Source organism: Collinsella sp. AF28-5AC, assembly GCF_003457875.1.
GTDB lineage: Bacteria > Actinomycetota > Coriobacteriia > Coriobacteriales > Coriobacteriaceae > Collinsella.
The window spans coordinates 104,544-118,621 of record NZ_QRTA01000005.1 but is presented as its reverse complement, the minus strand read 5'-3'; the positions used below and the strand labels follow the sequence as shown (position 1 = coordinate 118,621).

The following is a 14,078-nucleotide window of genomic DNA, read 5'->3' as shown; positions in this document are numbered from 1 at the left end:
TCGGCTAAACAGGAACTATTCTACCGCAACTGCGGAGGGGAATCCGGCGATCTTCCTGTTAGCGGGGCACGTAGCGGCCGGGTTGGGCTCCGGTGGGCTCGCCATCGCGTGCCGCCAGCACGCCGTTCACAAACACGGCCTTGGCGCGGCCATGTGCCTCAAAGCCCTCGAGCGGCGTGTAGTCCACAGCCTGATGTTGCGTCGCCGCGCTAATGGTCCAGCGCGCCTTGGGATCCCACACGCACACGTCGGCATCGGCGCCCTCGGCAAGACAGCCCTTGCGCGGATACATGCCAAAGACGCGCGCCGGGTTCTCGCTCATCAAGCGGCACAGATCCTCGGGACCCAGCTGTCCCTCAAAGCTCGTGGCAATCGCGACGGGACGATGCTCCACGCCGGGCCCGCCGTTGGGAATCGCGCGGAAATCGTCGCGTCCGCGGTCCTTTTGACCGTGCAGGTTAAAGCTGCAATGATCGGTCGCAATAGTATCGATCTCGCCGGCCACAAGCGCCTCGCGCAGCGCGGCACGGTCACCGGCATGGCGCAGCGGCGGGCTCATCACGTACTTGGCGCCCGCAAAGCCGTCCTCGCCCTGCTCCAGGTAGCAAGTATCGTCGAGCATCAGATACTGAGGGCAGGTTTCGACATAAATGTTCTTCTGCCCGCGCGCCTTGGCGGCACGGATGGCCTCGAGCCCCAGCTTGGTCGAAAGGTGCACCACGTTGACCGGAGCGTCCCCGGCCAAGTGCGCCAGATACAGCAGGCGGCTCACGGCCTCGGCCTCACACACGTCCGGACGGCTGAGCGCATGCCCCTCGGGCCCATGAATCCCCTGCTCGTACACGCGCTTCTGCAGCTCGTTCACGAGCGTGCCGTTCTCGCAATGCACGCACAGGATACCGCCCACGCGCTTGAGCTCCTCCAGTACCTCGAGCGTCTCGGCATCGTCCAAGCGCAGGTGGTCATAGGCAAAGTAGGTCTTGAACGACGATACGCCCGCCTCGCGCATGGCCGAAAGGTCGGCGCGGTTGCGCTCGTTCCACTCGGCGAGTGCCATATGAAAGGCGTAGTTGGCCGTGCAGGTTCCGTCGGCGCGGCGATGCCACTCGGCCAAGGCATCGGGCATAGTCACGCCGCGATCGGCCGTCGCGTAGTCCACGATGGTCGTCGTGCCGCCGCAGGCAGCCGCGCGCGTGCCGGTCTCAAAGCTATCGGCTGTCCAATCCATGCCGGTCCAGCACTGCATGTGCGTGTGGCCGTCGATAAAGCCGGGGAACACCCAACAGTCGGTGGCGTCCTGGACGGTATCGCCCTCGCCCGGCTCAATCGCCGCGGCGATCCGCACGATCTTATCGCCATCCATGGCAAGATCGGCGCGGCGAAGCCCCTGGGGCGTCACGAGCGCGCCGTTTTTGATGATGATCATAATTGCTCCTTATTGATTGTTGCAGTTGGCCACGCGATCAAAATACGAGCAGGCGGCGATATGCTCCGTTATGCGTTGCTGTCCCTTGGCGGTATCGACGTCCCACAGCTCGTATGCACGCGCCTCGACCAGCACCACGTCGGTACGGTCCTTGAGGATCGAACCGCCGCCGTCCTTGCCCTCAAGACACATGAGTGCATCGAACAGTTCCGCCGGAAAGAGCATCGGGCTCGAAGGCTCACCGTTGCACGCAAGACGCACCGGATGCTTGCGGCCACACTCGTCAAACGCACGAACCATAGCCTCAAAAGAACCCGAACTCACGAGCGGCTGGTCGCCCGGCAAAAAGAGGCAACCTTTCCAGTTGCGTTCGACTCCCCATGAAAGGCCCGCACGGACGCTTTCGCTGCGCAGCTCGCCATCGTGCAGCACGCACGGGCAATGCTTGTCCTCGCAAATCTGGGCGACCTCGGGCCAACGCGTCGAAACCACGACGTCAAAGCCCCGGGGAACCGAATCGATGGTCCGGGCAATCAGCGGCTCGCCATAGATATCGGCAAGCATCTTGTTAGAGCCAAACCGCTTGCCCTCGCCCGAAGCCATAATGACGCATCCAAGTTTCATGGTGATACCTCCCCTGAAACCATCGTACCCATAACTCGCGCCGCGGGCATCCACATCGAAAGCGCTTATCCCGCACGCCCACGATGCAAAAAGGGGGCACCCCGCCGGTTGGCAGAGCGCCCCCTTTACATGGCTTACCTCAGCCCGGCTTTAGGCCTGGAGCCAACGGGCGGTGTTACGCTCGTCGAGGGCCTTGAGGGTAGCGGCGGGATCGGCAACCTTCTGCAGGAACATCATGGCAGCGATGGCGTACGGCTTGTAGCTGGCCTCCTTGTACATGCCCACGCGGTGCATGTCGAAGACGTCGGCGTTAACCTCGCCGTGCTCGCAAGAGACACCGGAGATGTCGGCGGGCAGCGGGTGCATAAAGATGGTGTCCTGGCCGTTGGCAGTCTTCTCCATGAGCTCGGTCGTAGAGCACCAGTCCTGATGGGTGGCGTTCTGGGCGAGCAGCTCCTTCTCGAGCGCGGCGATGCCGGCGTCGTCGCCCTCGGCGTACAGGTTGGTGCGCTTCTCCATGGCGGCAAACGGAGCCCAGCTCTTGGGGATCACGATGTCGGCGCCCTCGAAGGCCTCGGCCATGGTGTTGACCTGCTTAAAGGTAGTGCCGGACTCGGCGGCATAGCCCTTGGCGCGCTCGACGACCTCGGGCATGAGGTCGTAGCCCTCGGGGTGGGCCAGGGTGACGTCCATGCCAAAGCGGGGCAGCAGGCTGATCAGCGACTGCGGGCAGGACAGCGGCTTGCCGTAAGAGGGCGAATAAGCCCAGGTGACGGCAACCTTCTTGCCCTTGAGGTTCTCAAGGCCGCCAAACTCGTTGATGAGGTAAAGCATGTCGGCAGAGGACTGCGTGGGGTGGTCGGAATCGGACTGCAGGGAGATGAGCGTGGGACGGTGATCCAGAACGCCGTCCTCGTAAGCCTGCTGGACAGACTCGGAGACCTCGGCCATGTAGGCGTCGCCCTTGCCGATGTACATGTCGTCGCGGATGCCGATGACGTCGGCCATGAAGGAGATCATGGTAGCGGTCTCGCGGACGGTCTCGCCGTGAGCGATCTGGGACTTCTTCTCGTCCAGGTCCTGCAGCTCAAGGCCGAGCAGGTTGGCGGCCTTAGAGAAGGAGAAGCGCGTACGGGTGGAGTTGTCGCGGAACAGGGAGACGGCCAGACCCGAGTCGAAGATCTTGGACGAGACGTTGTTCTCGCGCAGCTCGCGCAGGGCGTCGGCGACGATGTAGAGAGCCTTGAGCTCATCGGTAGTCTTGTCCCAGGTGTGCAGGAAGTCGCTGCCGTACATACCCTTAAAATCGAGGCCGTTCAGCTGCTCGACGAGCTCGGTAAACTTAGCGTCCATGGAAATGTCCTTTCTAAAGATGAAACGATCGCAATGAGTAGATGTGCTCCGGCATGCGCGTGTGGCTAGAACATGCAGAGCACCATGACGAGGACCCGCCACCGTTGAGGAAGCATGGGAGATAACGACCGCGGGCCCCAAGTCAACAGGGGGTGCCGGGGACACGAGCAGCCCCCGGCTCAACAAAATCGAGGAATGGGACTAATCAATCTTGTTGTTGGTCAGACCGGCGCGGAACACGGTGGCGTCGCCATCGGCCTTGCTCGGATCGTAGAGGTTCAGGGCAGCCACGTACATGGCAGCAGCGGTGACCAGGTCGTCCTTGTAGGTGACCTCGTTGGGAGCGTGAGCCTGAGACTCGGCACCCGGGCCAAAGCCCACGCAGGGGATGCCGTAGCGGCCCTGGATGGAAACGCAGTTCGTGGAAAAGGTCCACTTGTCGCACAGCGGGCGACCGGTGCGCTTGTCCATGCTGGGCTCGCAGCCGATGCGCTCGTCACCGAACATGGCCTTGTGGGCGTCGACGAGAGCCTTGACGTGCGGAGCGGTCTCCTTGTTGATCCACGTGGGGAAGTAAGCCTCGGTCTCGTAGACCTCGCCGGTCCAGGACGGACGGTCGTACATGTACATGGAGACCTTCACGTCGTCGCCGTACTTCTTGGCAGCCGGCAGGTTGCGGATCTCGTCCAGGCAGGACTCCCAGGTTTCACCGGCGGTCATGCGACGGTCGATGGAGATGGCGCAGGAGTCGGCCACGGCGCAACGGCTGGGGCTGGTGTAGAAGATCTGGCTGACGGTGCAGGTGCCGCGGCCCAGGAAGCGGGCATCCTCGAAGTGCTCGGGATTGTACTTGGGGTCGAGCATCTTGACGAGACCCTTGATGTCGGTCGACTCGTCGCAGCCGTTGTTGTTGAGGGCGCGGACGTCGGCGATGATGTCGGCCATCTTGTAGATGGCGTTGTCGCCGCGGTCGGGAGCGGAGCCGTGGCAGGAGGTGCCGTGAACGTCGACGCGGATCTCCATGCGGCCGCGGTGACCGCGGTAGATGCCGCCGTCGGTGGGCTCGGTGGAAATGACGAACTCGGGCTTAATGCCGTCCTTGTTGTAGATGTACTGCCAGCACATGCCGTCGCAGTCCTCTTCCTGGACGGTGCCGACGACCATGATCTTGTAGCCCTCGGGGATGAGGCCCATGTCCTTCATCATCTTGGCAGCGTAGGTAGCAGAAGCCATGCCGCCCTCCTGGTCGGAGCCGCCGCGGCCGTAGATGATCTCATCGGTCTCGTAGCCCTCGTAGGGATCGGCATCCCAGTTCTCGATGTTGCCGATGCCGACGGTGTCGATGTGGGAGTCGATGGCGATGATCTTGTCGCCCTCGCCCATAAAGCCCATAACGTTGCCCAGGCCGTCGACCTTGACCTCGTCATAGCCAAGGTTCTCCATCTCGGCCTTGATGCAAGCAACAACCTCACCCTCCTCGCAGGACTCAGAGGGATGGGAGATCATAGCGCGCAGGAAGCGAGTCATATCAGCACGATGAGACTCAGCAGCAGCCTTGATAGCGTCGAAATCGAGTTCTTTAGCCATTGTTCATAACCTTTCAAACGAAGGAATCTACCTTTGAGGTGGCGGAGCGATACCTATTTACTCCGCCCCAACGATTAGCAAGTGGGATATTCGCCTTCCCAAACAATGCGGCGATACTGGTCGGGATCCGTATCGCCCTCGGTGGAGAAGCAGAGCACGGAGCTCGTCTTGTCCAGGCCGATGAGTTCCTTGAGCTCGGCGTACTCGGGATCGAGCATGAGAGTCTCGACCAGACCGGTGGTCACAGCGCCGGACTCGCCGGAGATGACGCGCGGGTCGCCCTTCTCGGGAGCGCCCAGGGTGCGCATGCCGCGAGCGGTGACCCAGTCGGGGCAGGACACGAAGGCGGTGGCGTGGTTGCGCAGGATATCCCAGCCCAGGATGTTGGGCTCACCGCAGCACAGACCGGCCATGATGGAGGGCATGTCGCCGTCCACGATGCGCGGGTCACCGTCGCCGGCGGCAGCGCCCTTGTACAGGCAGGCGGCAGGCGCGCACTCAACCACGACGAAGGTGGGCGGGTTATCGGGATACAGGTTGGTGAAGTAGCCCACCACGGCGCCGGCGAGCGAGCCTACACCGGCCTGGACAAAGACGTGCGTCGGGCGGTTGATGGCCATCTCGCGCAGCTGCTCGGCAGCCTCGGAAGCCATGGTGCCGTAGCCCTCCATAATCCAAGACGGGATCTTCTCGTAGCCCTCCCAGGCGGTGTCCTGAACGATGACGCCGCGCTCGCAGGCGTCGGCCTCGGCGGCGGCCATGCGCACGCACTCGTCGTAGTTGACCTCTTCGATGGTCACCGTGGCGCCCTCAGCGGCGATGTTGTCGAAGCGGGGCTTGGTGGAACCCTTGGGCATGTGCACGACGGCCTTCTGACCCAGCTTGTTGGCAGCCCATGCCACGCCGCGGCCATGGTTGCCGTCGGTGGCGGTAAAGAAGGTGGCCTGGCCAAAGTCCTTGGCAAGCTGATCGGAAGTCAGGTAATCGAAGGTGCAGTCGGCAACGTCCTTGCCGGTCTCATCGGCAATGTAGTTGGCCATGGCAAACGAGCCGCCCAGAACCTTAAAGGCGTTGAGGCCAAAGCGATAGCTCTCGTCCTTAACGCACAGGTTGGACAGGCCTAGGCGCGCAGCCTGACCGTCCAGACGGGCAAGCGGAGTGACGGTATATTGAGGGAACGACTGGTGGAAGGCACGGGCCTTCTTCACGTGGTCGAGGCTCATGATTCCCAAGTGCTTGTCATCGCTCTTGGGCATCGTGTTGCCCGCCCACTGGATCTTATCGGCCATACGGTGAACTCCTTAAGTCCTCTCTTGCCGGCCCCCGCATACGCGTTTCAGCCCGATCCCATTCACACGGCTGAACTTTTATGTGGATGCCAAACAAAAAGTTTGTTAGTAATGTTCTATCACACTTTTTGATTGGCGTACCTAACGAATTGTTTGTTGCCGTAATCGGTACTTTTTCGCCGCCGAACGGTCATGAATTGCCTTGTTGATGGATTTGTTTGCGGTCAAGTGTGGTTTATGGCAAAGTGTGCCCAAACTAATTTTTAGGAAGGCACCCATGACCCCCGCACAGATTGAGTTTTACAAGCGCCTAGCACACGGCCTGGCGCTCCAATTTGGCCCCAACTGCGAAGTCGTCGTCCACGATCTGGAAACCGAGGACGTGGACCACTCCATCGTAGTGATCGAAAACGGCCACGTCAGCGGGCGCAAACTGGGTGACGGCCCCAGCCATATCGTGTTTGAGTCCATGCACGAGGGCACCACCGACGTGCACGACCGCGAGCCATACCTCACCAAAACCACCGATGGCAAGCTGCTCAAATCGTCGACGATCTTTATCCGCAACGACGAAGGCAAGCCCGTCGGCATTTTGGGCATTAACTTTGACATTACGCTCATGAAGGCTTTTGAGCGTTCGCTCGACGCCTTTACCGGCACCGGCGGCACGGGCTATACCGAGCCCGAGCCCATTACCAAGAACATCGGCGACCTGCTCGAGGACCTGCTGCACGAGTGCGAGCAGTTTGTGGGCAAGCCCGCGGCACTCATGACCAAAGACGAGCGCATTCGTGCCATTGGCTACCTCGACCGTCGCGGCGCCTTCCTCATTTCCAAGTCGAGCGAGCGCGCCTGCGAGTTCTTTGGCATCTCCAAGTACAGTTTTTATAGCTACCTCAATGAGGCCAAGGCGGCGGCCGGCGACAAGTAGGCGCTCGCCTGGATTGCCCCTCCCCTTTTGGGCGCGAGTTCTGGAAAGCACGAATCCAAGACCGAGCCACTTGGGAAGTTCCATATAATCGATGTCATTAGTATTTCGAAAGGATGGAACAGAATGGCGTTGAGCAAGGCATCATGCACCGGTCGCGGATTGATTCCGGCAATTGGTGGACATGTGCACCGCATGTTCGATGAGGGTGAAGACGACCTGTTTTCGCTGAGCCTTGACGATGTGATGGATGATCGCCCGTGGACCGCCGACGAACTCATGGGCGGCGGCGCGGCTCGCCCGTCAAGCCCCAATCCCGCACTTGCGCCTAAGACCGCATCTGCGCCGACTCCTGCGCAGTCGGCTGTTTCGACGCCCGCGCCTACACCCGCACCCACTTCGGCGCCCACGCCCGCTCCCCGCCCCGCAAGTGACCCATCCGAGACGGCGGCATTTCTCGCAGCAGCGACGCAGGGCAAATCGGCCGACAGCACTGTTATGTACAGCGCCCAGCAGTTGCCTGTTCCTGCGGCACGCAAGCCTCCGGTCGCAAGGCTCGATGAGCCCGTTGCCCATCAGGTTGCCTACGATTCCTGGGCTGCAACCGATCTGGATGAGACCTCTACCGGCATGCCGGCGCTCGACGTTCCAGTTAACCCGCTTTTTGCCGCCAACACGAGCGCCGCAGACTATGAGGGCGGTACGGCATATTCCGATTATTCCGATGGCTATGCTGGCAACAGTCGCATCGAGACCGAGGACTATGGCACCGCGTCGAGCGATTATCCCAACGATCCGTACGCTGCCACGCCCGCACCGGAATATGACCCGGAGGCCGCGTCCGCGCCGGCGTATACCAAAAGCACGGGCGAAGAGCGCTTCGCCGATTATTACGCCGAGGAAAAGGCACTGCGTTTCTCGGAATTTCCGCAGGCAGTCAAGGTTGCCTTTATCGCCATTATCATTGCCCTGCTCGGTGTCATTGCATTTGAGGGATTCCAGCTGTTCCGCGGCCCCACCCAAGCGGAGTCGGAGACCCAGCAAAAAGAGGACGATAACCAGTACCTGGACATCAACACCCTCAAGGGCGACCCCAACGACGGGGACGACGAGTAGCGAGGGCTGAAGGCGGCCACAGGATCCCGCATCCAGCACCAGCTTCTTAGTGCTGTTTTGTCATCCAGCTACACTTTTCCGAAGTTTTAAGGTGCCTATTTCGACACTTTTCCGGATTTTATACTCTGTCCCTCCAGATGCGCTTTACGGTGCAGGCGTTGGAAGAAGGGCCATGTGCCGCTGGCGGCCCACATGTTCTGCAGATCAAGCTGCTCGGAGACGGCTCGCGCGAGCCGTCCAGCTGGAAGCTTTTTGCCGACGGTGCGTGCGTTGCGGACGGATCCGGCGCCTTTGCCCGCGAGTGCTTCTGCGAGGGCGCCGAGGTGTTCCTGGACCTGTGTCGCGACGCCGTGCACGCGGCCGAGCTGCACCAGTGGAGCCAGAGGGAGTACGAGCTGCTGAGCGCGGCGCGCGGGATTGCGGGGGTGTAGGTGGGCAGATAAGCCATCGGCAATTCCGAGATGGCAAGGGCCGGGAATTAGATTCCCGGCCTTTAACCTAGCACTACTTTATAAGATCGAGCACCGCGGGAATGTCATCGGCATTACGAAGAGCAACATAGGTCGGTAGGCCTGGGCCAAATCCACCCTGCGTACGTTTGTCCTGGCACATGTCCTCTGGATCAATTAGGTCATCCACGCTCTTTGCCAGGCCGACGGCAATCCAGCCACCGTTGCTGGTCCTACCTTCTAACACGGCATGCAGTTTTCGCTTGCCCGACCTGAAGCCTACATAGTACTTGGCTATGTAGGACTCCCACGAAGGGTTACCACTCAGAACGGACTCGCGCACCTCATCGAAAAGCTTCTGGTTGAGCCCACCTTCGGCAAAGGTGGGGTGGTTCTCATGCAGAGTCCAGACAGGAGCCTCGTCAGGCTCCCCACGAGAAGGACGGTACTTGTCGACGACGTCTGCCGGAAGGTCGGGATACTTCCATATCTCGCACGCTTCTTTCGCCAGCTCGTCCGCGCGCTGCCCAATCTCTTCCTCACCCCATTTTTCATGCGAGACAATCGATTTGTTTAGGTAGAGCGGGCTGCACTTAAATCCGACGTCAGGCAGATTGAGCTTGTCCGAGAACGACCGGTTTGAGTACTCCTGGTTGTAGCCCGTCAGCGTAAGATTTCCCAAGTTGTTGCACAGCCTGTCGTGGACGTCTTCCCAGTTCTCACCAAGCGATTCCTTCCAGCCGTGCTCATCATCAATCGTCTGGGGCATGATGTGCTCGATCTGGTAATCGTCGGCTGAGATGGACTCCTTCGGGTGGTGCCAGTTCTCCATGCGTTCCAGGTAATAGCGCTTTTTAGAGAAGCGGTTGTAGCAGTCACGCGCCTTAAACTCCTCGACAAAATGCTCGTCTGTCGGAAAGTATGCGGTCATACCGCTGCTGTGGATAAGGAGCATCGCCGTAACGTACTCCTCGATATCGTCCTGCTGCTCGAGATTGCGATACATGCCGGCAAAGAAATTATTTAGGCCCGTGGTAAGTCTGCCGCAAACCGCTCGCCTGAACAGAAACGACTCGATAGTCTCGCAGATACGTAAAAACGCATTGCGGTCTAGTCCATTCCCCTCGTAAACCGAATAAAGCAACATTAAGAGGGGCCTTATCTGCTTCACGTCGAGGCTTACGATTCTGCCGAACACTCGGCGCAGTCCGTCGTCCTTCTCCTTACCAAGGAACAGACTGGCGTATCTATGTGCATACCCGCGCAGCTCCTTAAGCAGGCCCTCGGTGTCACCATCGTAGTCGTCGGCGAAATAGCGCTTAAACTCGTAGTAGGCCTCGTTCTCCTTCGGCATCCTATTGGGAACTTTAAGCCACAGCCAGTACCAGATAAATGCATTGAACTCGTCCTCGCCGCCTTTTCCGAACAAGCACTCGAGTGGATGCCAATAACCCTCATAAAGCTTGGTCTGTTCGTCGTTGGGAAGCGACATTAGAACGTAGTTACGGATGAGGTCAATGGGCGTGAGCGGCTTGCCCTTGGAGTTCATGGACTCAAATATGAGCTGGGCATTATCAACGCCAGCGGTGAGCTTAGTGTCGATGACCTGCACGCGGTTTAGCCCCGCCCAAAGCCTTGCCGGGTCAAATGATTTACCACGCATCTTCTCGCGGAAGAACGCATGGTTCTCGACAATCCGATCCGATTTTTCATCTGGCACGGGAGCCCCAGACACGATGGAGAACAGCGTCTCTTTATCGTCCTGCGAGAGCACCAGCTTGTAGCGTGCCAGACCGTTGTAGTCGTCATCGTTAAAGAGGTAATTTTTCCTCAGCGCCGAGATTTTGAGGTCGCCAAGGAAGCCAGCCTTGTCGGGGTTGCTCTCCAAATAGTCAGCCAAAGCTGCAATCATCAACGAAAACGTCGTCATGCGCTGCTGTCCGTCAATCAGAAGCACGCGCGAAATGCTCGTGGCAGAGCTCTCGGACTCGGGGATATAAAGCATTGACCCCACGAAGTGCGATACGCCATCACGACCCGCTCGCATGACGTCATCCCAAAGCACCTCGCACTCTTTTACACTCCACGAGTAAACTCGCTGGTACACGGGAATGACAAACTGCATCTTCGCCACGCCCATAAGGTCGAGTAGATTTGCCTCGGTTGCTTTCATTTGCGGTTGCCCCTTTTTCCAACATCAATCTCAGGAATCCTACTTGAATTTCTCAACCAGCAGCTGCCCGATGGCGCTCATCATGGCGCGATACTTCTCACTGTCCTCAAAGAGGCTGGTAAAGGAGTCCGTGTTCTCCACATAGGCGCGGCGAGCCTCCTCATCGAACACCTTGGGCAGCAGGCTTGATTCGAAGACCTGTCTGCCGTCGCGACGGATGGTGTCGGCGACCTGCGGGTTTTCGGCGATACGCTTCCACAGCGTGTCGATAACCACACGATCTCCCTCGGTGAAGTTGCCAGCCCACTGCTCGTTGAACTTATCCACGAGCACCTGCAGCGGGTCGCGCTTCTTATCGGGCGTCACGGTCTTGGCCGCGCCACCGGGATCGAGCACGCCGCCGCCAGGCTCAAGCGAAATGCTGCCCTCGAACTCCTGCTTGAGCTTGTAGAAGCGCATCTCGACCTTGTCGTCCACAGCCTCGACGGGGATCTTCTCGACCTTGAGGAGGTGGCGCAGATAGCTTAAATACACGTATTCCTTATGCAGGTCTCGGTCAAACATGCGCACGATCTGGGTGATGTAGGTGTACCACTTGCAGAAGCTACGCACCTTGCGACGAACCTGATAGCGTTCATCGTCGTTCAACTCGTTATAACGCGCGACCGCCGGCTTCAAAACGGCCGCGAGCTTACCCTGCACGTTGCTCTGCGATTTACCCTTGCCATCGGTGAAGACTATCTCGGCAGCGGCCTCAATGTCAGACTCGTCATAGAGCCCGTAACCGCGAATATCGGTCTGCACCTGATAGAGGAGGTCGGTGTTAATCTGCTCGGAAAGCGACGTCTCGGTGTAGAAGCGTTCGAAAGCCTTCTGGATGTCCTCGGGCTTGCTCACGAAGTCGAGGATGTAGGTGTCCTCCTTGTCCGGGTGGATGCGGTTGACGCGGCAGAGCGTCTGGACGGCCTTCACGTCCTTGAGCTTCTTGTCCACCACCAGCGTGTGCAGCAGCGGCTCGTCAAAGCCCGTCTGGTACTTCTCGGCAACAACAAGCACGTCCCCATAGTTGTGGAACTCGGCCTTCGTTTGGCTCTCGGCGACGCGTTGTCCATCGTGGCCGACGTTGATGACCGGCTCGGTGTACTCGGGACCGTCGGGGCCGTCAGCCGGGTCGCTAATGGCGCCCGAGAACGCCACCAGCACCTCGATATCATCGTAGCCCTTCTTCTGCATGTAGCGCTTGATCTCGTGGTAGTAGCGAACCGTCGCGAGGCGCGAGGCCGTGACCACCATCATCTTGCCCTTGCCGCGGATTTTGGTGCGTGTCACATTGCGGAATGTCTCCACGATGATCTCGGCTTTCTGGCCGAGGGCATAGGGGTGCAGCTCCTTATACTTGCGGAGCAGCTTGAGCGTGGGGCTGCTCGGTACGTCGGGATTGTCGGGGACCGTGCGTGCGAGCTCGACGGCCTCCGAATAACTCACGTAGTTGGCGAGGGGGTCCATAATGAAGCCCTCCTCTATCGCCTGGCGCATCGAGTAGACGTGGAACGGGCGGAAGGACCCGTCAGGCCACTCATCGCCGAAGATCTCGAGCGTCTGTTCCTTTGGCGTGGCGGTAAAGGCAACGAAGGTCAGGTTCTTGTGACGGCCGTGGCTCGCGAGCTCGTCGGCGAGCTGGTCCTCCCAATCGGCTGCGGCGTCCTCGGCTTCCGCCTCGATCTCAGCGTACTCCTCGAGCGCGTCGCGCTTGTCGGCAAGGGCGCTCTTGAGCTTGAGCGCGCTCGTTCCCGTCTGGGACGAATGTGCCTCGTCGACGATGATGGCGAAGCGCTTACCCTTGCTCTCGACCTGCTCGTAGATCACGGGGAACTTCTGAAGGGTCGAGACGATGAGACGAGCGCCGCCGTTGATGGCGTCCCGCAGGTCGGCCGAGGTCTTGTCCTTGCCGATGGTCACGACCGAGCCGATGGCGTGATCGAAGCCCGAGATGGTCTCCTGCAGCTGGCTGTCGAGCACTCGGCGGTCGGTGACGACGACCACGGAGTCGAACAGCGGGGTGTCATCCACAAAGAGGGATGCAAGGCGATAGGCCGTCCAGGCGATGCTGTTCGACTTGCCCGACCCCGCCGAATGCTGCACGAGGTAGTTCTTGCCCGTCCCGTTCGCGCGCACGTCGGCGATGACCTTACGCACGGAGTCGAGCTGGTGGTAACGGGGGAAGATGATGCGCTCCTTCTTGCGCTTCACCTCGTTGCCGCGCGCATCGAGCTCTGTCTCTTCCTTGACCTCCAGGTGGAGGAACTTGTTGACGATATCGAGCAGGCTGTCCTTCTGCAGGGCGACCTCCCACAAGTGGCTCGTGGCATAACCGTCGGGATTTGCGGGGTTGCCGGCGCCGCCGTCGTTTCCCGCCCCGGCGGAGCCCTGGTTGAACGGCAGGAAGAAGGTCTTCGCGCCCTCCAGCTTGGTGGTCATGTAGACATTTTCGAGATCGACGGCGAAAAAGGCCACCATGCGCGTGTTGAACTTGAGACAGCGACACCTCGGGTCGCGGTCCTCGCGCCACTGGCGCATGGCATTCTCAACGTCTTGGCCGGTGAACTGGTCCTTGAGCTCTATGCTCACCAGGGGGATGCCGTTCACGTCCAGGACCATGTCGATGGTCTGGTTGCCCGTCTCGGCGAAGTGGAACTGGCGGATGCAGCGGCAGACGTTCTTGGCATAGCGGTCGGCGGCGCTTTCGTTAAGCCCGCTCTCCGGCTTGAAGAATACGACCTTGAAAGGAATTCCTCGGTGCTTGAAGCCGTGTTTGAGCACCGCGACCATACCCAGGCGGTCGACGGCGTCGTTGAAGACCTTGGCGAACTTCGCCGTGGAATCGGAGTTGCACATGCGCTCGAAGCGATCCCACGCCTTGGGCTGCGTCGTCTGGATGAAGTTGACCAGGGTGGCGGCGTCGAGCGCACGGTCACGATGCTCCATGTAGCCGCCGCCGACCATCTGATAGGTGCCGTCCTCGACGTAGAGGAGCGAATGCCTGTCGTCGCACTTGAAGAAACCGCCCTCAGGCGAGCAGAGAAACGACTCGATGTCCTCTTCGAGGTTCTTTTCCTTTGTCTGCGCAGGCATG

The 14,078-nt window shown here is 60.0% G+C and carries 10 protein-coding genes; 3 read left to right on the top strand and 7 right to left on the bottom strand.

The genetic code is table 11. The annotated features are described in order from the left end of the window. Nucleotides 1-58: 58 nt before the first annotated feature. The 5 genes from hydA to dpaL all read right to left on the bottom strand — a co-directional run bounded on the left by hydA (nucleotide 59) and on the right by dpaL (nucleotide 6,279). Nucleotides 59-1,426: a dihydropyrimidinase gene (hydA, locus tag DWZ01_RS05370; RefSeq protein WP_117769419.1), complete on the bottom strand. Its 1,368-nt coding sequence runs from the start codon at nucleotides 1,424-1,426 to the stop codon at nucleotides 59-61. A 9-nt stretch (nucleotides 1,427-1,435) separates the two neighbouring features. Then, nucleotides 1,436-2,050 (bottom strand): nucleotidyltransferase family protein, encoded by a 615-nt coding sequence (locus DWZ01_RS05365; RefSeq protein ID WP_117769417.1) that lies wholly within the window; start codon nucleotides 2,048-2,050, stop codon nucleotides 1,436-1,438. 150 nt (nucleotides 2,051-2,200) lie between these two features. Next, nucleotides 2,201-3,403 carry a knotted carbamoyltransferase YgeW gene (gene ygeW, locus DWZ01_RS05360; protein WP_055287465.1) on the bottom strand — a complete coding sequence of 401 codons (1,203 nt, stop codon included), beginning with the start codon at nucleotides 3,401-3,403 and terminating at the stop codon, nucleotides 2,201-2,203. A 201-nt stretch (nucleotides 3,404-3,604) separates the two neighbouring features. Continuing rightward, a complete protein-coding gene (locus DWZ01_RS05355) occupies nucleotides 3,605-4,990 on the bottom strand; it encodes a YgeY family selenium metabolism-linked hydrolase (protein WP_117769415.1) in 1,386 nt (461 codons plus the stop codon). A 74-nt stretch (nucleotides 4,991-5,064) separates the two neighbouring features. Further along, nucleotides 5,065-6,279 (bottom strand): diaminopropionate ammonia-lyase, encoded by a 1,215-nt coding sequence (gene dpaL, locus DWZ01_RS05350; RefSeq protein ID WP_117769413.1) that lies wholly within the window; start codon nucleotides 6,277-6,279, stop codon nucleotides 5,065-5,067. A gap of 277 nt (nucleotides 6,280-6,556) precedes the next feature. Here dpaL and DWZ01_RS05345 point away from each other — a divergent pair, with 277 nt between their 5' ends. The 3 genes from DWZ01_RS05345 (at nucleotide 6,557) to DWZ01_RS05335 (ending at nucleotide 8,754) form a co-directional block, all read left to right on the top strand. Beyond that, nucleotides 6,557-7,210 carry a transcriptional regulator gene (locus tag DWZ01_RS05345; RefSeq protein ID WP_022094290.1) on the top strand — a complete coding sequence of 218 codons (654 nt, stop codon included), beginning with the start codon at nucleotides 6,557-6,559 and terminating at the stop codon, nucleotides 7,208-7,210. Between the two features lie 123 nt (nucleotides 7,211-7,333). Continuing rightward, complete coding sequence (locus DWZ01_RS10805; protein ID WP_117769409.1) at nucleotides 7,334-8,323, top strand: hypothetical protein; 990 nt, start codon at nucleotides 7,334-7,336, stop codon at nucleotides 8,321-8,323. Between the two features lie 149 nt (nucleotides 8,324-8,472). Continuing rightward, entirely contained in the window at nucleotides 8,473-8,754 is a 282-nt protein-coding gene (locus tag DWZ01_RS05335; protein ID WP_147332627.1) for a hypothetical protein, read from the top strand. 73 nt (nucleotides 8,755-8,827) lie between these two features. Here DWZ01_RS05335 and DWZ01_RS05330 read toward each other — a convergent pair whose 3' ends face one another. After that, the gene (locus tag DWZ01_RS05330; RefSeq protein WP_117769407.1) at nucleotides 8,828-10,945 is read right to left on the bottom strand and encodes a DUF262 domain-containing protein; all 2,118 of its coding nucleotides are present in this window, start codon (nucleotides 10,943-10,945) and stop codon (nucleotides 8,828-8,830) included. A gap of 39 nt (nucleotides 10,946-10,984) precedes the next feature. Further along, nucleotides 10,985-14,077 (bottom strand): type I restriction endonuclease subunit R, encoded by a 3,093-nt coding sequence (locus DWZ01_RS05325; protein WP_117848314.1) that lies wholly within the window; start codon nucleotides 14,075-14,077, stop codon nucleotides 10,985-10,987. Nucleotide 14,078 lies beyond the last annotated feature (1 nt).